The 18,552-nt window shown below is 50.9% G+C and carries 16 protein-coding genes and 1 pseudogene; 6 read left to right on the plus strand and 11 right to left on the minus strand.

The window, feature by feature from the left end; genetic code table 11:
* Window positions 1-29: 29 nt before the first annotated feature.
* Together AC3G2T_RS12780 and AC3G2T_RS12785 are read right to left on the minus strand one after the other, a co-directional pair.
* The gene (locus tag AC3G2T_RS12780) at window positions 30-560 is read right to left on the minus strand and encodes a phage tail protein (RefSeq protein WP_488435687.1); all 531 of its coding nucleotides are present in this window, start codon (window positions 558-560) and stop codon (window positions 30-32) included.
* An 11-nt stretch (window positions 561-571) separates the two neighbouring features.
* Entirely contained in the window at window positions 572-1,582 is a 1,011-nt protein-coding gene (locus AC3G2T_RS12785) for a phage tail protein (RefSeq protein ID WP_488435688.1), read from the minus strand.
* Between the two features lie 247 nt (window positions 1,583-1,829).
* Here AC3G2T_RS12785 and AC3G2T_RS12790 point away from each other — a divergent pair, with 247 nt between their 5' ends.
* A complete protein-coding gene (locus AC3G2T_RS12790) occupies window positions 1,830-3,476 on the plus strand; it encodes a PhoX family protein (RefSeq protein ID WP_488435689.1) in 1,647 nt (548 codons plus the stop codon).
* A 151-nt stretch (window positions 3,477-3,627) separates the two neighbouring features.
* Here the strand turns inward: AC3G2T_RS12790 and AC3G2T_RS12795 are convergent.
* The 4 genes and pseudogenes from AC3G2T_RS12795 to AC3G2T_RS12810 all read right to left on the minus strand — a co-directional run.
* Window positions 3,628-3,830 (minus strand): annotated as a pseudogene (locus tag AC3G2T_RS12795) (VOC family protein); the annotation flags it as partial.
* A 57-nt stretch (window positions 3,831-3,887) separates the two neighbouring features.
* Window positions 3,888-4,355, minus strand: coding sequence for a VanZ family protein (locus tag AC3G2T_RS12800; protein ID WP_474682906.1), 468 nt, complete (start codon window positions 4,353-4,355; stop codon window positions 3,888-3,890).
* 72 nt (window positions 4,356-4,427) lie between these two features.
* Entirely contained in the window at window positions 4,428-5,321 is an 894-nt protein-coding gene (locus AC3G2T_RS12805) for a hypothetical protein (protein WP_488435690.1), read from the minus strand.
* A 644-nt stretch (window positions 5,322-5,965) separates the two neighbouring features.
* Window positions 5,966-6,316 (minus strand): VOC family protein, encoded by a 351-nt coding sequence (locus AC3G2T_RS12810; protein ID WP_474682904.1) that lies wholly within the window; start codon window positions 6,314-6,316, stop codon window positions 5,966-5,968.
* Between the two features lie 151 nt (window positions 6,317-6,467).
* On the opposite strand from AC3G2T_RS12810, the gene AC3G2T_RS12815 reads away from it, so the two are divergent.
* Window positions 6,468-8,024 carry an ABC-F family ATP-binding cassette domain-containing protein gene (locus tag AC3G2T_RS12815; protein WP_488435691.1) on the plus strand — a complete coding sequence of 519 codons (1,557 nt, stop codon included), beginning with the start codon at window positions 6,468-6,470 and terminating at the stop codon, window positions 8,022-8,024.
* 79 nt (window positions 8,025-8,103) lie between these two features.
* Here AC3G2T_RS12815 and AC3G2T_RS12820 read toward each other — a convergent pair whose 3' ends face one another.
* The 5 genes from AC3G2T_RS12820 to AC3G2T_RS12840 form a co-directional block, all read right to left on the minus strand.
* On the minus strand, window positions 8,104-8,790 hold the full coding sequence (locus AC3G2T_RS12820; protein ID WP_488435692.1) for an MIP/aquaporin family protein: 687 nt from the start codon (window positions 8,788-8,790) through the stop codon (window positions 8,104-8,106).
* Window positions 8,791-9,770: 980 nt separating this feature from the next.
* On the minus strand, window positions 9,771-12,965 hold the full coding sequence (locus AC3G2T_RS12825; RefSeq protein WP_488435693.1) for an alpha-mannosidase: 3,195 nt from the start codon (window positions 12,963-12,965) through the stop codon (window positions 9,771-9,773).
* 106 nt (window positions 12,966-13,071) lie between these two features.
* The gene (locus tag AC3G2T_RS12830; RefSeq protein WP_488435694.1) at window positions 13,072-14,142 is read right to left on the minus strand and encodes a LacI family DNA-binding transcriptional regulator; all 1,071 of its coding nucleotides are present in this window, start codon (window positions 14,140-14,142) and stop codon (window positions 13,072-13,074) included.
* 124 nt (window positions 14,143-14,266) lie between these two features.
* Entirely contained in the window at window positions 14,267-15,490 is a 1,224-nt protein-coding gene (locus AC3G2T_RS12835) for an MFS transporter (RefSeq protein WP_488435695.1), read from the minus strand.
* Window positions 15,487-16,062 (minus strand): TetR/AcrR family transcriptional regulator, encoded by a 576-nt coding sequence (locus AC3G2T_RS12840; protein WP_488435696.1) that lies wholly within the window; start codon window positions 16,060-16,062, stop codon window positions 15,487-15,489. Before AC3G2T_RS12840 ends, AC3G2T_RS12835 begins: the two co-directional genes overlap by 4 nt.
* A gap of 318 nt (window positions 16,063-16,380) precedes the next feature.
* On the opposite strand from AC3G2T_RS12840, the gene AC3G2T_RS12845 reads away from it, so the two are divergent.
* The 4 genes from AC3G2T_RS12845 to AC3G2T_RS12860 all read left to right on the plus strand — a co-directional run bounded on the left by AC3G2T_RS12845 (window position 16,381) and on the right by AC3G2T_RS12860 (window position 18,521).
* The gene (locus tag AC3G2T_RS12845) at window positions 16,381-17,022 is read left to right on the plus strand and encodes an NAD(P)-dependent oxidoreductase (RefSeq protein WP_474682897.1); all 642 of its coding nucleotides are present in this window, start codon (window positions 16,381-16,383) and stop codon (window positions 17,020-17,022) included.
* Window positions 17,023-17,249: 227 nt separating this feature from the next.
* Window positions 17,250-17,588: a DUF805 domain-containing protein gene (locus tag AC3G2T_RS12850; protein ID WP_488435697.1), complete on the plus strand. Its 339-nt coding sequence runs from the start codon at window positions 17,250-17,252 to the stop codon at window positions 17,586-17,588.
* A 142-nt stretch (window positions 17,589-17,730) separates the two neighbouring features.
* Entirely contained in the window at window positions 17,731-17,988 is a 258-nt protein-coding gene (locus AC3G2T_RS12855; RefSeq protein ID WP_474682895.1) for a DUF3953 domain-containing protein, read from the plus strand.
* Between the two features lie 86 nt (window positions 17,989-18,074).
* Window positions 18,075-18,521, plus strand: coding sequence for an oxidoreductase (locus tag AC3G2T_RS12860; RefSeq protein WP_488435698.1), 447 nt, complete (start codon window positions 18,075-18,077; stop codon window positions 18,519-18,521).
* Window positions 18,522-18,552: the final 31 nt, after the last annotated feature.

Consider the following 18,552-nt stretch of genomic DNA (forward strand, 5'->3'; position numbering starts at 1 on the left):
CAGCCCCATCGTCGAATAACCTGACATTACTATGTGCGCGGCGGGAATGTGCCCTGCAAAGCAATGCAAAAATTGAGCGTCAAATACGGCTGCATATTGTTGTGCGTCTGCCCGCCGCCCGCCGGCAAATTGGCCGTCGCTCCCATGGTCACCGGCGCCCCCGGGCTTGTATACGCAAGTCCTGCGCGCCTCCCGGGCGTATCCCTCCAGATTTGGCCGGCCGGCGACTCTTGCGTACCTCCGCCGGTTCCATATTGCAGCATATGGGAATGCGCCGGCATCTCGGACGGTATCAGCGTGACATACTCCGTTCCGCCTGTTTGACCGAGCGAATACAGGCTCAGACCGGGACCTTGTCCGGCATGCAAAGCTGCCATTCCCTGCAAATTCGGAAGGGCAAACGTAGTTCTGCCGTCTCCGCCATAAGTAGTCCCCAGCAAGGAGAACAACGCCACATTTTGCGAAATCGGCATAATCTGCCCATCGCACAATGCCCAGCCTTTAGGCGCAAAATTGAATGGGAAAATGCAAATCTCTCCAACAAACGGTGTAGCAGTCATAGTGTCTCTCCTTAATTTTGACTTGGAAATACGCCGGTTGTAGCAATAATAGCGTTCAAAACCAAATAAGGCTGCATGTTCAAATGCGCCTGACTCCCGCCGGCGGGAGCAGCCGCGGTATCCGACGCGCTATCCGCCACCAATGCGTACGAGCTCGTAGAGGTCACAGCGAAAATATTGTTTTGCGCAGTCTTGGCCGAGGCCGGGCTGCCGCTGGCCGTGATTGCATGCGTATGCGCCGGCAATTCGTTAATGGTTAACGTATGACCCTGCTCTCCGCCCCTCTCCCCCAAAGTGTGCCCGTTCCCTTGATGGATGGGCACTCTGCTCTGCAAATTCGGAAGACCGAAATTTACCCGGCCGTCGCCGCCGTACGTTGTGCCGAGCAAAGAAAACAACGCTTGATTTTGATTGATCGCCATCAGTTGTCCGTTGCAAAGAGTGTATCCGCCGGGAGCGAAGTTAAATGCGACCCAACGAACTTCGCTCAAGAAAGGCTCGGTTCCGCTTCCGCCGTCCGGGGTGGGAAAAATGCCGAATAAGCTGATGATATAATTGACCGCCAGATAAGGCTGCACATTGGCGTGCGGCTGGCTCCCGCCGGAAGGCCCGACGGTGGAAGCATTCCCCATCATGGTCGCTTTCGTCCCTGTCCCATCAGTGAACTGGTTTAAAGTCGACCTCGCAACCACCGTATTTTCGGGACTGTTCGTACTGCCGTATTTGGACGATACGCCGGAGGTGTGAGTATGGGCGGGAATTTGACTGACGGTTAACGTAACGCTTTCCGTTCCGCCCGTTTCTGCATGTACAAACCCGTTTCCCTGATGAATCGGGACGCGGCTTTGCAAATCCGGCAAAGCAAAAGTGCTCTGGCCATCCCCGCCGAAAGTTGTACCTATCAAATTGAACAATGTTTCGTTTTCGCTAATCGCCAGCACTTGCCCGTTGCAAAACGCCCAACCGGCAGGCTCAAAATTGCCCGCAAAGATGCGAATCTCCCCTACAAAAGGCTGTCCCATCGTGTCCCCTCCTAAAAGCCGCTCATTTTCCATACTTGCCACTGCAATCAATCTCCGCTTCAGAGCAAACCAATAGAGGATGATCCTGAATATCAGTCCATCCCCCGGCTCTATCTCGCAGCTAGTCGATTATGGCAGCAATATGATGAATATAATTCTAGCAAATATATTAGGATAAATCATTCATTTTCGTAGATTTTGTGCTATCTTTATATTAAAAACACCCCATGTTCGGAGGAACTGTAGAATGGAATCGAAAAAAACGCTATCTCGCCGACATTTTTTGAAATATTTAGGAGCAGGAACCGCTTCGATGGCGGCTGCATTTTCCGGACTAAGCATCCTAAGTACAAAAGCCAGTGCAAATTCCGGCGTCAACGATTATGAGCAGCTGCCTGAGACGTTTAATCCTACCTTACATACCGCAGCCGATGCGGATCAATTGCTTTTGGCCGGCGGATATGCTTATGACGTGCTGGCCGCATACGGCGATACGATCAATAAATCGGGCGATACGCTAGGTTTTAACAGCAGCTGCACATCTTTTTTTCCGATTCCCGGCTCCAGTTCCGAAGCGCTGTTATGGGTCAATCACGAATCGGCCCGGTATCCATGGATGTTGGACCGTGCAAAAGCTGTGACGTGGGAGCAGCAGAAACAGCTGCTTTACGATCAAGGCGGTGCCGTGCTGCATATTAAAAAAGATGCCTTCGGCCATTGGAAGCTCGTCTCCGACTCTACCATAGCCCGCCGCATTACCGGGTTAACGCCTGTCGAACTGTCCGGTCCCGCCCGCGGTTCCAAAGCCGTCGGCGGTGCGACGCTCGTTCAGGGCACGTTCGCCAATCGCGGGGGCGGGCAAACTTTATGGAACACCCAGCTTACGTGTGAAAATCGATTCGAAGCGACCAGCCGCGACGCCGGTCTGGCGCCCGTCCATTACGGATGGGTCGTCGAAATCGACCCGTTCGATGAGCAGAGCAAAGCCGTCAAGCATACGGCGCTGGGCCGGTTCCATCATGGCAGCGCAGCTATGACGTTGAGCGGCGACAACCGGGTTATCGTGTACATGGGCGAAGATTCGGCGGACGGCTTCGTCTACAAGTTCGTAAGCTCGGGCAAGTGGTCGGAGGCGGACGGCAAGTCGAACGCCAGGCTGCTCGGCGACGGTACGCTCTATGCCGCCGATTTTGTTCAAGGCCGCTGGATCGAGCTTTCCATCGATAACGTTCGGAAGCAGTTGAGCCGCCTGGCCTACCAGGTTCCGGAAAGCATGTTTAAATCCAGGGAAACGCTGCTCGAGCAGTTTCAATCCCAGAGCGACGTCCTGGCATCCGCCAGCGAAGCCGCGCTGATCGTAGGAGCCACTACCTGCGACCGGCCGGCCGCTCTAACCGTTCATCCGGCGAATAACAACGTGTTCATCGCCTGTACGCACAACGAGATCCGGGGCAACCTGCACGGCCAAATCATCCGCTTGAAGGAAGGCTTCGGAGAAGCGTTCGCCTCCGAGACTTTTATCACCGGCGGGCGCCAGAGCGGCTTTAGCTCTCCCGGCAGCCTGGCTTTCGACGGCAGCGGCAATCTCTGGGTCGCTTCGGATATTGCCCCTGAGCGGCTGAATACCGGAGCGTGGGCGGAATTCAAAAACAACGGGCTCTACCTCCTGCATCCAACCGGCGCCGCCCAAAAAACAAAGCAGTACGCATCCGCGCCAACGGAAGCGGCTTTAAGCGGGCTTTCCTTTGCCGGGAATCAATCGGCTACGTTTGTAGCCGTTAACCATCCCGGAGCCGCAGGCGCCGGAACAGACAAGCCGACCAGCGGATGGCAGCGCCGCCCGGGACAAAAAGAAGCCCGCTCCGCCGTCGTCGTTATCACGCGATCGCTGTAAAAGGTGATCCACATTCTGGTTTCCGCAACCGAAATAAAGGGGAAACCTTCACTTCCCCAAAACAAGTAAAAAAGACCGCGAATCCGCGGCCTTTTTTACTTGTTTTTACATCGTCCCATTGTCCGTAAGCAAGAACTTCAACGATAAAACATCAAAAATCCTTCACATAGAACGTCCATGCATGCGATCTTTTTGGTAGCGCAACCTCAAATCCATCGTCTTTCAATCTTTGATTAATCTCATTTCTCTTCGCTCTCCTGCCCAAATCCAATATGAAAAGTCTTGAGGATAGCTGACTTAAACGCCTAATGTGAACACCATCCCCTCATCATCAAACAGTACATCGAACGAATTCTCAGCAGAAAAAAGGCTTAGTCTGCTCGATTAAGGTCCCGTTGTCGCCGCCACGTACTAGTCTACAACTTTATTTTCTTTTGACAGTTTCACTATTGTTCTCTTTTCTGATAATAGACTATCTAACATTTTAAAAATAGAAAAACCAAAAATTCCACTAAGAGAATTAAAGATAATATCATCTACATCAAATATTCCTACTCTAGTCACCAATTGAATAAGTTCAATACAAAGTATCACTGATATTAAAAGTTTCACATACCTAGCTTTTTTTCTAAATGAATAGAAAATAGATGGAATTAAGAGTCCAAAAGGTACAAACATGCACAAATTACCTAGATTTGTTAACCAAAACCTTATACTACTTAAATTAACTTTGTAAAAAAAAGATATAAATGGTATGAGGCTATACTCATAATCATTCCATGTACTCGCCCTTATAAATAAAAGTCTATACATAACAATTAAATAAATAACAAGCACAGGCAACAATATCTTTTTGCTATAAAAAAATTTTCTTACCATTTGTATCAATTCTCCTTGTTAAAAAACACACAGGGGTTTGCCCATTTGGACACACCCCGTTTTTTATCCATTTTAGTACACTTCACCAAAACCAGCAAATGATACTTTTCCATCTCCTGACTGTTGGGTATATTTTGGAATTTTAAATCTTAATTTAGCTCCTTTAAGACCAGCTGCTTTACCTGAAATAATTTTTGAATCAGAACTATTTTGATTATCTTGAATTGCTTGTACTTCTCCCCAGACCGTATCCCCTGACCAACTTTCGATAACAACAGCATAGGTTACATTTGTGGTAATATCTCTTCCTAGATTGGAATCACACCATTGTCTAAAGTTTAATAGTAGTTGACTTTTAGAAAAATCAAAAGTACTGGACGAGTAAAATGTAGTATTCTCTATTCTATTCCACCAATTATAAGTAAGCAAAGCACTTCCCGCTGCTTTTAGGGAATCAGCACTATTAACCTTTTTCTCAACCAACATCTTCTCTGTTACTATATTATTTGAAAGTTGAATATCGGCTTTAACTGTCTCTTCCTCTGTCGGCTCTTTGATTACTTTAAAAGAGGGTTTTTTTTCCAAATCATCATTTTCCACAACAACTTGCCATTTACCCTCATTTTTTCTTACAGTAAATGGAGTCTCTTCTTTACTACCGTCATTTGCAGAAAGGATAACTACATACTGAACTTCATCGTTTGAAATTTTATTTTCTTTCTGGATAACATATTGATTAATTTGGTTCCTCTTATATTCGAGCATACGCGTATAGTTCTCTATTTCTTCCGCCTCAGACGAGTATCTATTGTCTTTTACAATTTCGGAAATTTTTTGTACATCTTTTGTTTTAATAGCAGTTAGGTATGCCTCAATAACTTTTTTAGGCGAGTTTCCTGTAGAACCTTCTTTGCTAACCTCGACATTGCTTGCAAAAGCTGTGGCTGGAAGAATTGCAAGAGCCATTGTCAAACTCAGGATCATTTTTTTTCATAATTTCACCTTTTCTCATATTTATTGGAATATAATATTTTTATATCCATGTTAAATTATATAATAATTTACCATATTAAGTAAATGAATATAATTACCTATATATTGTAATCTATCAGTATGAATTCAAGTATTCATAAGTTATACAGTTTACGCCAATGTTTGGCAGTTGCTATTTGAAAATCATTTATTTGATGAAAAATTACGCAAAGATTGCGTAGCCCCCTTGACTTTTGGAAAAACGGACAACTGCTATATAGGATACCTTTTCTCCAACAGCATCTCTCAAATTAAGGATGGATTTCCATTAAAACGCTACAAAGTCTGCGGTTTATTAGTCGTGATAGCAACAACTTGTAGATTGCCGCGAACAGGTGTCAGTACCACTCTACAACTTTATTTTTCTAAAACGGCAAGCAAAAAACGGCAGACCGAACCCGGAGGTTCAGCTGCCATTTTGGTCATTTAACGTGAGCGTAAGGAGCCTTGCCCGATACGAGATTCAAGACGATGCCGTGCTCAAGAAACGCTTTTAGCCCGCAGAGAACAATCGTAAATCCTTCCGTTGAGCCTATCGCTTGCTTGACGACATCGTCCGCTTCTCCCTGAAACCCCGATCAAGCAAAAACCTCGACGGTAAAACCTCCCGGCGCCAACACGTAAAATGTCCATGCATGCGACCTTTGCGGCGGTGCGACATCGAATCCATCGGCCGTTAGTCGCCGGTTAATCTCGTTCACCTTCTCTTCATTCTCCTGCCCGAAACCGATATGAAACGTTTTGGGATAGCTGACTTGAGCGCCTTTCATCAAGGTAAGCACCATCCCGTTGTCATCAAACAGCACGGCAAACGCGCTGCCGCGCGCGTCCCCGCCGGTGTCCATACCTTTTAAACCGAAATATTTCTCCAAAAACGCCCGAGCCGCCGCAACGTCAGTGACCGTAAGATTCAGGTGATTAAGCTTCATCGGCTTCACATCCTTTTCTTATTGATCTTTCCTTATAAATGTATCACATTTTCTTTTTAAATTGCCTATCTGAAGGTTACCGCATTGAGTTGTCCGCGGCATAGCGTATATAATAAAGCAAGAATATAGTTTAAAAGAAAAGGTGTCATTCATGAGCATACTTAACGTAGAACGACTAAGCCACGGCTTTGGAGACCGCGCTATCTTCAACGATGTATCGTTTCGCCTGCTCAAGGGCGAGCACATCGGACTCATCGGCGCTAACGGCGAAGGCAAATCGACCTTCATGAACATCATTACGGGCAAGCTTCAGCCCGATGACGGCAAAATCGAATGGTCCAAGCGCATGCGCGTCGGCTATCTGGATCAGCACGCGGTGCTCAGCCGGGGCATGACTATCCGCGACGTCTTGAAGGGAGCTTTCCAGTACTTGTTCGATATGGAGCAAGAGATGAACGACATGTACGCGAAGATGGGCGACGTCTCGCCGGAAGAACTGGAGCAATTGCTCGAAGATGTCGGAACGATTCAGGATACGCTTACCAATCAGGATTTTTACATGATCGATGCCAAGATCGAGGAAACCGCCCGCGGACTGGGGCTTACCGATATCGGGCTTGATAAGGACGTTCACGACCTGAGCGGCGGACAGCGGACGAAAGTATTGCTGGCAAAGCTGCTGCTCGAAAAGCCGGATATTCTCCTCCTCGACGAGCCGACGAACTATCTCGACGAGCAGCATATCGAATGGTTGAAACGCTACCTGCAGGAGTACGAGAATGCATTCATTCTGATCTCCCATGACATTCCGTTCCTGAACAGCGTCATCAATCTGATTTATCATATGGAAAATCAGGAGCTGAACCGCTACGTCGGCGATTACGAGCATTTCCAGCAAGTGTACGAAATGAAAAAGCAGCAGCTGGAATCGGCCTATAAACGCCAACAGCAGGAAATCGCCGATTTAAAAGATTTCGTAGCCCGCAACAAAGCGAGTGTCGCGACGCGGAACATGGCGATGTCCAGACAAAAGAAGCTGGACAAAATGGAAGTTATCGAGATAGCGAAGGAAAAACCGAAGCCGCAGTTCAATTTCAAAGAGGCGAGAACGTCCGGCAAGCTGATTTTCGAAGCCAAGGAGCTCGTCATCGGTTACGAGGAACCGTTATCCAGACCGCTCGATCTCCGCATGGAGCGCGGCCAGAAGATCGCCCTGGTCGGGGCGAACGGCATCGGGAAAACGACGCTGATGCGCAGCATTTTGGGCGAGATCAAGGCTTTGTTCGGCTCCGTTCAGCTTGGAGAAAACTTGCATATCGGCTACTTTGAGCAGGAGTCCAAAGAGGCCAACAACAATACGTGCATCGAGGAAATATGGAATGAATTCCCATCTTTTACGCAGTTCGAAGTGCGCGGGGCGCTGGCCAAGTGCGGACTCACGACCAAGCATATCGAAAGCAAAATTACCGTGCTTAGCGGCGGCGAAAAGGCGAAGGTGCGCCTCTGCAAGCTGATCAACCGCGACACGAACCTGCTCGTGCTCGACGAGCCGACTAACCACCTGGACGTCGATGCCAAGGATGAGCTGAAACGCGCCCTCAAAGCGTACAAAGGCAGCATCCTGCTCATTTCCCACGAACCGGAATTTTATCGGGATGTCGTTACGGATACATGGAACTGCGAGTCCTGGACGACGAAAGTATTTTAAAATCGCAGAACAACGTTAAAACGGCCCTGTTTGCGCCATGCAGACAGAGCCGTTTTGTTATTTTCCGCAAATCGAAATATTACTTCGCTCTACTGACGTTCAGCGCGCGATACACAATGGCGGCCAGGACCGCTCCGACAAACGGAGCCGTGAGAAACACCCATACCTGCGACAACGGTTGCCCGCCAAGCAGCAGCGCTGGCCCCAAACTTCTTGCCGGATTGACCGACGTTCCCGTTAAGCCTATGCCCAAAATATGCACAAAAGCAAGGGTCAGACCGATGACCAAACCCGCCACGCTGGCATGAATATCCGCCGATGTGACGCCCAGAATCGTGTAGATAAACACAAACGTCAGCACAATCTCGACGATGATCGCCATTCCGACCGAAATGCCGATCCCATACCCCGAACCGAAACCGTTCTGACCGAGTCCCGTCACATTTTTGCCCGTGGAAGCGATGATCGCGTAGAGAAGGCCTGCACCGGCGATAGCACCCGCCGCTTGCGAGATGACGTACCCTACGAAATCCTTCCCGGATAATTTGCGGCAGATCAGCATAGCCAGGGAAACCGCCGGGTTGATGTGGCAGCCTGAAACCGGGCCGATGGCGTAGGCCATCGCAACAATGGATAAACCGAATGCAAAAGCGATGCCCAAATACCCGAGCTGTCCCCCCGCCGTCGCGGCACTGCCGCAGCCGAACAGAACGAGAACGAACGTCCCGATGAATTCGGCGGCATACTTTTTAAAAGATGTGCTCATAACTTCCTCCTGCCTCATATGCGTTTTCCCGATATTGTAAATTATGCGAATAAACAAAAACTGAACACACCGTTATTTTCAAAAATATTGTTAAAGGCAGCATGTCTACTTGGCAGCGGAGAAACTCATGCGTTAGAAGCAACACGGCTACTTGGCAGTGCGGAGAAACCCACACGTTAGAGAAATATGGCTACTTGGCAGTACGAAGAAACCCACACGATAGAAGCATCACAGCCACTTGATCGCACGGAAAAAACCTGCAAAAATACATCTTTTTGCTCTGTAAAGCGCTTGCAAAGTAAAATTCCTGCAAATGTGCAGGCTTTTCGGTGTCCAGATGAGCCCAGGCCCGTTTGAGCCGAAAATTCCTGCACATTTGCAGGCTTTTCCCAAAAACGGGCCGCTTTTGCCGAAAAAGCCTGCACTTTCGCAGGTTTTTCGGCTAGCCGAGCCGCTTCACGATCGGCTGCGCCTTTTGAGCAGCCCGGCTCGCTAGGCGCGCGTTGCGATGCTGGCGCATGGCGCCCCTTCCCCCCGCGGCCCGGCTTGCTGGGCGCGCGTTGTATTGCCGGCGCATGGCGCCCCTTCCCCCCGCAGCCCGGCTCGCTAGGCGCGCGTTGTGTTGCCGGCGCATGGCGCCCCTTCCCCCCGCAGCCCGGCTCGCTAGGCGCGCGTTGTGTTGCCGGCGCATGGCGCCCCTTCCCCCCGCGGCCCGGCTCGCTGGGCGCGCGTTGCGATGCTGGCGCATGGCGCTCCTTCCCCCCGCGGCCCGGCTTGCTGGGCGCGCGTTGTGTTGCCGGCGCATGGCGCCTTCCCCCCGCGGCCCGGCTTGCTGGGCGCGCGTTGTGTTGCCGGCGCATGGCGCCCCTTCCCCCCGCAGCCCGGCTCGCTGGGCGCGCGTTGTGTTGCCGGCTCGTTGTCCGGCGAAGCAGAGCGTGCAACGCAAAAAGCCGGCCAATCGGCCGGCCGGCTTATCACGCTTATTTCAGATCGAGCAGGAACGTTTTGATCTCATACGGCTGAATGTCGAATTCGATAACGGGCTGCTCCCGGAGTTCGCCGATCGGGCGCTCCATCAAATCCGTTTCCTGCCAGGACGCCAGGCGGAAATCGCTGGTCAACCGCACCGTTCCGCGGGTGCCGGTGAATTCATGCAGCCGCACGATGATGCGGTCGCTGTCTTCGGCCTTTTTCACCGCGTCAACGGTGACAAAGGAAGCGTCCGGCTTCAGCAGGCTTCTGCCGGAAAGAGCCGAGCTGCCCTGAATATAGGTCAGCGGATTGTTCAACGCCCACGCCTCTTGCGCCGTTTGGCCGTCGACCCAGTCTCCCTCGTGCGGCAGCAGCGAGTACGTGAACGCGTGGCTGCCCTGATCCGCATGAGGATCGGGATGCGTCGCCGATTTGATCAGCGTCAGGCGCAGAACGTTGTCCTTCACATCGTAGCCGTATTTGCAATCGTTCAGCAAGCTGACCCCATAGCCACGCTCGGACAAATCGGCCCATTGATGGCCGACCGTTTCGAATCGGGCATGATCCCAGCCCGTGTTCCAGTGCGTAGGGCGTTTTACATTGCCGAACTGGATGTCGAACGTCGCTTCCGTCGAGCGGATGGAAACCGGGAACGCCACTTTCAACAGCTGCTGCTTCTCATGCCAATCCGCTTCCGTCGCAAAATCGATCCGCCTGCTGTCGGAATATACGATCAACTTTTGGCTCACAGTGGAATCCATATACGCCCACTTGAATTGCAGAACCGCTCTGTACATCCCGCATTCGATCAATTCCAGAGATTGCAGATTTTGAAACAGGTTTTGTTTTTCCTGATAAAAAATGTCGATATCCCACGCCTCGTAATTAATCGGCTTGTCTTCAAAAACTTGCAGCACATTGCCGAGCTGCCCGGCAGCCAAAACTTCCCTCCGTGCCTCACGGTCAAAAATCCGCGTCAACTGCCCGGCCTCGTTCCATTCCAGCACGTAGTACGGCGTCGTCAAGGAGCGCCCGTCATAGTTAAACAGGGCCGCCCCCGCTTGCTCCGCTCCCTTTTCCGCAGTCCAACTTATCGTCGTGCAGCCAAGAGCCGGAACCTCTTCCACCGCCACTTGCCAAAAGCTTCCGACGCGTTCCGCCTTCAGCGGGCGGCCGTCCGCTCCTCTCCAGCTTCCCGTTTCGCAGCCGTCCAGGGCGGGAATGCTCACAAGCTCCGACCGCGCATAAGAGGCGCTGTTGAACACGGTCCAGCCCATCGCCCCCGGCCCGCCGGCTTGCTCTGCGCGATCCGCGGCCGCCAATTGCCCCGTGGCAGTCAGTTGCCCCGCGCCGGCCAGATGCCCTGCGGCGGCCTGCCATACCTCGCGGCCCAGGCGTTCCGCTTCCGCGTATTCCACGCGGGAATCCTCGTACACTTCCGTGATCGAGGAGCCGGGAATAATATCGTGGAACTGGTTGCGCAGCAGAATCTCCCAGCCTTGATACAGCTTTTCCTGCGGATAAGCGGCCCAGGATTGCCCCGCGACGCAGTTCAGCGCCTGTATCCACTCGCTTTCGCGGTACAGCAGCTCCAGCTTGCGGTTCATCCGTTTATTGTAAGCCTGGCTGGTATACGTCCCGCGATGGTACTCCAGATACAGCTCGCCATCCCAAGTATGCACATATCGGTCTGTCGCCTGAACCGTCTCCTGCAGCTTCTCGAAAAACGCATCCGCCCGGCTCGGTACGACGTTAGGAAGACCCGGCATCACTTCCAGCCTGCGGCGCATTTCCAGCATCTCGCGGTTCACGCCGCCGCCCCCATCGCCATAGCCGTAAGCGAGCAGCAAATCCCGGTTGATCTCTTTGTCCTGGTACCTATTCCAAATGCCCTGCACGGAAAAAGGCTCGATCAAGCCGTTATACGTGTGCGACCAACCCTTGTGCGTCGCAGAAGGAGGCGTCGTGATAACATATGTCAGCACCTCGGAGCCGTCGATACCGCGCCATTGGAACGTATCGTGCGGCAGCCGGTTGTACTGGTTCCAGCCGATTTTCGTCGTCATAAACGTATCGATGCCCGATTTCTTCAATATTTGCGGCAAAGCCCAGCTGTAGCCGAACACGTCCGGCAGCCACAAATACGTGCATTCCGCCCCGAATTCCTCGCGAAGAAAACGCGTGCCGTACAAAATCTGCCTAACGAGCGATTCGCCGCTGGTCAGGTTGCAGTCCGCCTCCAGCCACATCGCCCCGCCGGCTTCCCAGCGGCCCTCTTTGACCCGCTCTTTAATCTGCGCATAGAGCTCCGGGTAGTCGTTTTTGATGTAGGCATAAAGCTGGGGCTGCGTCTGCAGAAACACATATTCCGGAAATTTCTCCATCAAGCGGAGCACCGTGGAAAAAGAGCGCGCCGCTTTCTCCCGCGTATGCGTCAGCCGCCACAACCACGCCACGTCGATGTGCGTATGCCCGATGCAGTGCACCGTGACCGCATGCCGTTTCTCCCATTTGGACACCGCTTCGCGCAGTACGTCCCTTGCCTCTTTTATGCTTGCGTAAAAAGCATCCGACCCCGGCTTCGACCAATCGAGCCGCAAAAAGGCGCGGTCCGCCGTTTGCAGCAGCTCCTGGCGCTGCGGATCGTTCTCGCCGAGCGTCTTGGACGTTTCCAGCACGGCACGGCCGGTGTAGTACAGATCGTCGGCCGCCTCATCCAGCCAGGCCAGCTCTGCACGGTAAAATTGATGCTCCTGCTCGACAGGCGGTCCCCCGCCTTCCAAACCGGACCACAGGCGGAAGCAAAAGTCCGCTGAAGCCCCGGCAGCTTCCCGCGGCAAAAACACTTCAAGATGGTTCGAATCCACGCCCTGGTAAGGACTGCCATTCAGATACAAAAGCGATTCAAACCCGGAGTTGTTGCAGTCTCCCGTTTTACCGAAGTCAAATACGCCGACGACCGTGCGGTCTTTCCAAGCAGCCGGGACGTCCACTTGCTTGCGCAGCCATACGTACAGATCGCGGCCTTTCCAGCGGTCGCCTTTTGCGATCGTTGTCCATTCTCCGGCATCAGGGGGCCGCACGCCGTTCTTTTTCTCCTCATCGACCATGAAAGCCCATTCATTCAAATCGATAGCATCGCGATACCGGTAGGCGCCAAGCTCTTTCAACCGCTGCGTCAACTTCTCCACAGTCCAAAACATGCGTGCACTCCTCCATTATATAACACGTGTTATTATTTATAATGAAACTGCTCTCTCTTAAAAGAGCAGTTCATTTCCAGCTGTGCCGGCACCTGCGTTGTGCCTTTTAATCCCGGTCTTCCCGGCGGTCTATCCGGCCTTCCGATTTGGTGCTCTCGCCTGTGAGCAAGTCGGCTTTCAGCCAATGCTTGGCGGATGCTGCCGGACCCTTCTTGCTTGCCATCAGCTCCAGCAAAACGCGGACAGCCGCTTCGCCCATCCGCACGTAAGGAATGTCCATCGCGCTCAAGGACGGCACAAGGTAACGGTTCAGCCGCAAGGTGTTATCCGCCGCCATGACCTGAATGTCCGCCCCGACCTCAAGCCCCAGGCGACGGGCCGCTCTGTACACCGCAACCGCGCCGAAAGACCAGTTGCACAGCAGGGGAGCCATGTCCGAAGCTCCGGCCTTCATCCGCTCCAAAATCTGTTGCACGCCGGGTTCGTCGTCCCGCTTAAGCTCGTAAATCACCGGCTCCGCTTGCCGCTGACCGCACCAATCGATGTACGCCTGCCTCCGGCTCCGTTCCACCCAATTATGCTCGCTGCCGCTTTGGTTCATCTGCATGTAAGCCGGGTATCGCTTTTGTCCGGCGCTGGCGTACATATGATCAAGCGCGTCCATGATGCTCTGCCTGTAGTCCGTCAAAACGGACACGACCGCATCCGATTCCGCATAGCCTTCCACCGATACGTAAGGGACACGGGATTGCTTCAGCTCTTCCACCCATCGCTCGTCGGCGTAGCTGACCGGGTCCAGCGATACGATTCCGTCGATGCGACGCTGCAAAAATAAATCGATCAGCTTGAAGCGCCCCTCTTCCTGCGTCCCCTGACCGCTGATCAGCAGATGGTAGCCGGATTCTCCGCAAGCCTTCTGCATCCCTTCCAGCACCTGCAGGAACAAAGGATGGCTAATATCGCCGAAAGCCGCAATACTGCCGCTTTTTCCCGTCTTCATGCCCCGCGCCTGGGCATCCACATGATAGTTCAGCTCGCGGATGGCGGCCAGCACCGTTTCCCGCGTTTCCTGGCTGACGCCGATGCCCTGCGTCCCGTTCAGCACCGCGGATACGACGCTGCGGGATACGCCGGCCAGACGGGCGACATCGTGGCTGGTTACTCTTTTATTACCCAACTGCTTCCACCTCTGCTTTTAATATAACACGTGTTATATACCGTGTAAAACTAAAAATCGGTACAATGAAAAAGAAACCCAAGCGCTTTGAAAAGCCCGGGTTTCCTGCGATGCAAAAAGACTGTCAATCGGTAACGGAGTCGCTTACTCCGGGCTGCAGAGCGGGCTGATTGCGCCGGCGGGCCCTTGCTTCGTAGACGAAGTAAACGACGATAAGAATCGCATAAAACACACTGGATATGCGATACATAACCGCATAGCCCGTTAAGCCGGCGATGAACCCCAGCAGCGCGGCGCCGCCGGCAATGCCGATGTCGAACAAGTTAAAAAAGGTTGCCGTGGCCGAGCCGCGGCTTTGAGGGTCTACCCGGTTTATGACCCATGCTTGCAGCGCCGGGAACAGCGCCCCGAAGCCCAAGCCATAAAAAACAGCGGCAGTCAGCATCGTGACTGTGGAAGATGCATAAGACAAAATCAGCGTAGCTACGAACGTCAAGAAGACGCTCGGAATGATAACCCAGGCAGGCCCTTTTGTGTCAAATACTCTTCCTGATACAAAACGAACCAAAACCTCGAATATCGACATAACCAGAAAAAAGTAGCCGATATTCCCGATCCCCACTTGCTTTCCATAAAGGGTAATGAAGCTCAAAATCCCTCCAAAACCGAGGCCCACCATCATCGCAAGCAGCGAGGGGAACAGCGCCTTCTTTTCCACCAGCTGCGAAGCGAAGCTGACTTTCTCCTGCTCGGCGTCCGAATGCTCCGGGGCATGAACCGGTTTACGGGAAATTTTGACGATCAAGTTGCACAGGCACGCAAGCGCCAATATGACGGTGGACACCAGAATGAGCTTTTGAAAGCCCATCTGTTCCATGAGGACAACGCCGAGAAACGGCCCGATCGAGATCGCTACGGTGTTGGCCAGGCCGAAGTAGCCCATTCCCTCCCCCATCCGCGAAGGCGGAACCATATCGGAAGCAACGGTGCCGTACAATGTTGTGGCGATTCCAAACCCGAATCCGTGCAGCAGACGAATGACGAGAACCCACAGTACGGTCGCGGCAAAATAATAAAATCCGGTCGCCGCCAAGCACAGCGCGCCGCCGATAATAAGCAGTATCTTTTTCCCCACTTTGCCTATGGCATGACCCGAAAAAGGGCGGATCAAAATCGCGCTGATCGTAAAGCATCCCATGACCGTGCCGATTTCCGTCGTATTCCCGCCAATACCCGCCAAATAAACGGGCAGCGCAGGCATAAGCATTTCAAACGACAGAAACAGAAACAAGCACGAAAGCCCCAATAAAATAAAATCTTTTGTCCATAATTTTTCCTTTATGCTCATATGCCAGGTCCCCTCACGCCATTCCAAAAAATGTCCCAGGAAGCTTGCAGCCGCTCTTCAAACCGCGCCCCCTCATAGATCAATTCTACCAGCATGCCTTCCACCAAATTCATGAAAGCCTCCGTAGCTTGTCGGGCGTCTACCCGGAGCCCCGCTTCTGCGGAACGGTTGAACACCTCGTAGACATACCGCCTTTTTTTCTCCACATACTCGCTGATCATGCTGCCGATAGCCTCTTTCAAATTCGCGGGAAAAATAAACCCGGCATACATGATAAGCCTTAATGTATAACTTTCGTCATAGCGCTTCTTGTATTGCTTAATGAGCTCAAGCAGCACGGGCTCCGGCCCGGACTCGGCATAGCTCCGAAACAACTGATCCAAAAATTCGATTTCTTTGTCCACCGAGCTTTTAAAAACTTGCACAAACAATTGTTCTTTGCTTTTGCAGTAGCCGTACACGGATTGCTTCTTAATGCCGACTTCCCGGGCGATCGTTTCCAGCGTCGCTCCTTCGTAGCCGCGCAAAGCAAACTGCTTCAAGGCGATTTCATGCAGATGTTGCAGAGTCATTGAATTATCCTCCAGCTTAAACCTGACGAACGTTCGTCAGATAAAATCATAACTTGGCTTTTCATTTTTGGCAATAAATTTTAGGCGGGATGACCGCGTATGGGGAGCGGCACTTTTTAGCTTGACACGATCTTTTTCTGTAACTATAATGATTACAGCGAGAGGTCGTTGCGTGAACCATGCTTTTGAAGCGATGATTTTTGAAGATCATGGGTGTGTTCTGTCAAAAGCGTGCAAAGCCTATTTTTTTTCACCATGTTGTAACTAAAGAGATTACATCATTCCTTTCGCTCATAAACCAAATGGAGGTTGTTCATTATGAAAATCGGAATTATCGGAGCAAGCGGCAAAGCCGGATCCCAAATACTTAAAGAAGCAGTGAGCCGAGGCCATGAGGTAACGGCATTTGTCCGCGATGCGGCGAAAATAAACGAGCCGAACGTATCCGTTGTTGAAAAAAGCGTTTTTGATATCACCGCGCAAGATGCCGGAGCTTTCGATGTCATCGTGAACGCGTTTGGCGCGGCACCGGGTCAAGAGCACCTGCACGTCGAAGCCGGAAGATCGCTTATCGCCGCGCTTCAGGGAGCTCCCGAGACCCGCATCATCGTAGTGGGCGGCGCGGGAAGCCTGTTCGTCGACGAGGCTAAGACCGTTCGCTTGGTCGATACGCCGGAATTCCCGGAAATCTATAAACCAACTGCATCCAACCAAGCCCAAAACCTTGAGGATCTGAAAAATGCCTCCGGCATTAAGTGGACATTCGTAAGTCCAGCGGCTTTCTTCAACCCGGAGGGCAAACGCACAGGTTCCTATACAACGGGCAAAGATAACCTGATTGTCAATTCCAAAGGAGAAAGTCACGTAAGCTACGCCGACTTCGCCATAGCGATCGTGGATGAAATCGAAAATCCGAAACATATCAATTCCCGTTTCACCCTTGTATCGGAGTCCGAATAAGAGTTAAAAATCAACATGCGGTCAAGCAAGTTCTTGCGCAAGTGTCCGGCATCTTCCGGCGCTTGCGTATTTTTTTGTTCAAATGGCGAACCCGTGTCAAAAAATAAATTTTAAAGGAATTTTGTGTCGAAAAAAGGAATTTTGTATTATACATCGAACAAGTAATAGGGACAGAATTTACGGATACCGTAAATCAGACAATTTTACCCATCAAGGAGGAAATGTAAGTGGAGTGGTATTTGAAGGTAATCAAAAATTATGCTGGGTTTCAAGGGAGGGCTAGACGTCAAGAGTACTGGATGTATGTACTTTTCGGCACTATTTTTTCCATCGTGCTTTCCCTTATAGACTCGTTCATCGGAATCAAGGTGCTAGAGTGGATTTATTCTTTAGCCGTGTTAATTCCGTCTTTAGCGGTTGGAGCTCGGAGACTGCACGATACCGGAAGAAGCGGATGGTTGCTTTTGCTGGCCCTGATTCCTGTGGTTGGCGCCATCATTTTGATTGTATTCTTCTGCCAAGACAGCAAAGAAGACAACCAATACGGACCAAATCCGAAATTTTAATTGTCTCGTATCAGAACCTCCCTCATTTTTTGAGGGAGGTTTTTTTATGCCGATTTGGTTCATCCGGTCCTCTCTTCGCCTTACAAAATTTTGAATAATTGTTGTTTTACCGTATAATGAATTCATCGGAAGGAGAGGTTTTATGCTCAGAAAAATGAATATTTTTTCCATCATCAGTCTATTTTTTGCTGTCGCCGTTATCGCCGTCGCATCTTACTCTTTTACGAATATAGCAGATTATCGCTACACGCAATTTATGCAATTATTTTTGGGACTCATGCTGTTATTTTCAGGCCTCTCGGAATTCAAGCGAAGCAACAAAATAATTGCCATCCTCAATCTTGGGGTCTCATTATTTATATTTTTCGTCTTCTTTGTCAAGCTATTTACCGGCAATTAGTATACGAAAGGATGCCCGTTTGCCGGGTGTCCTTTTGTTTATGCAGGGCACCTGCAAACCGTAGTAAAATAAAAGAAGGAGGTAAAATGAGAACAATAAATTACTTGGACACCAAACTTTCAAGCCGATATGAGGAACTCGATCCTAACCAAGATGGAAACAAAAATACTTTATTCGCTGACATCATTATAGATGGTAAATCGTTATATAAAAGACTTCGTAAATATGATATGGTCCCTGTCCTAGGCTGGGGTACTAATGAAAAACAAAGGTTAATGATTGATTACTTTCTGCTCAGGCAGCCACACGCATATTTGTATTACAGATATCCAATTTTGGCTTGTCCATGGTGTGGAGATGAAGAATGTGGATTTATTTCGGTCAAAATTGACAAAGAAGAAGATATTGTCATCTGGAAGGATTTTATATTAGAGCATGACAATAAAAAAATTGACATAGGCCCTTTCTATTTTAATTGGGATAACTATTCAAAGGTAATTAACAATACCTACGGTACTGCGGGATTTCAATAATAAAAATGAGCAAGGGGCACGCTTGTGCCCC

Source organism: Paenibacillus sp. sgz302191 (assembly GCF_057749925.1).

Excerpts from the sequence above, each read along its gene's own strand:
- AC3G2T_RS12780 (WP_488435687.1), bottom strand. The coding sequence starts at position 560 with ATGACTGCTACACCGTTTGTTGGAGAGATTTGCATTTTCCCATTCAAT.
- AC3G2T_RS12785 (WP_488435688.1), bottom strand. The coding sequence starts at position 1,582 with ATGGGACAGCCTTTTGTAGGGGAGATTCGCATCTTTGCGGGCAATTTT.
- AC3G2T_RS12790 (WP_488435689.1), top strand. The coding sequence starts at position 1,830 with ATGGAATCGAAAAAAACGCTATCTCGCCGACATTTTTTGAAATATTTA.
- AC3G2T_RS12800 (WP_474682906.1), bottom strand. The coding sequence starts at position 4,355 with ATGGTAAGAAAATTTTTTTATAGCAAAAAGATATTGTTGCCTGTGCTT.
- AC3G2T_RS12805 (WP_488435690.1), bottom strand. The coding sequence starts at position 5,321 with ATGGCTCTTGCAATTCTTCCAGCCACAGCTTTTGCAAGCAATGTCGAG.
- AC3G2T_RS12810 (WP_474682904.1), bottom strand. The coding sequence starts at position 6,316 with ATGAAGCTTAATCACCTGAATCTTACGGTCACTGACGTTGCGGCGGCT.
- AC3G2T_RS12815 (WP_488435691.1), top strand. The coding sequence starts at position 6,468 with ATGAGCATACTTAACGTAGAACGACTAAGCCACGGCTTTGGAGACCGC.
- AC3G2T_RS12820 (WP_488435692.1), bottom strand. The coding sequence starts at position 8,790 with ATGAGCACATCTTTTAAAAAGTATGCCGCCGAATTCATCGGGACGTTC.
- AC3G2T_RS12825 (WP_488435693.1), bottom strand. The coding sequence starts at position 12,965 with ATGTTTTGGACTGTGGAGAAGTTGACGCAGCGGTTGAAAGAGCTTGGC.
- AC3G2T_RS12835 (WP_488435695.1), bottom strand. The coding sequence starts at position 15,490 with ATGAGCATAAAGGAAAAATTATGGACAAAAGATTTTATTTTATTGGGG.
- AC3G2T_RS12840 (WP_488435696.1), bottom strand. The coding sequence starts at position 16,062 with ATGACTCTGCAACATCTGCATGAAATCGCCTTGAAGCAGTTTGCTTTG.
- AC3G2T_RS12845 (WP_474682897.1), top strand. The coding sequence starts at position 16,381 with ATGAAAATCGGAATTATCGGAGCAAGCGGCAAAGCCGGATCCCAAATA.
- AC3G2T_RS12855 (WP_474682895.1), top strand. The coding sequence starts at position 17,731 with ATGCTCAGAAAAATGAATATTTTTTCCATCATCAGTCTATTTTTTGCT.
- AC3G2T_RS12860 (WP_488435698.1), top strand. The coding sequence starts at position 18,075 with ATGAGAACAATAAATTACTTGGACACCAAACTTTCAAGCCGATATGAG.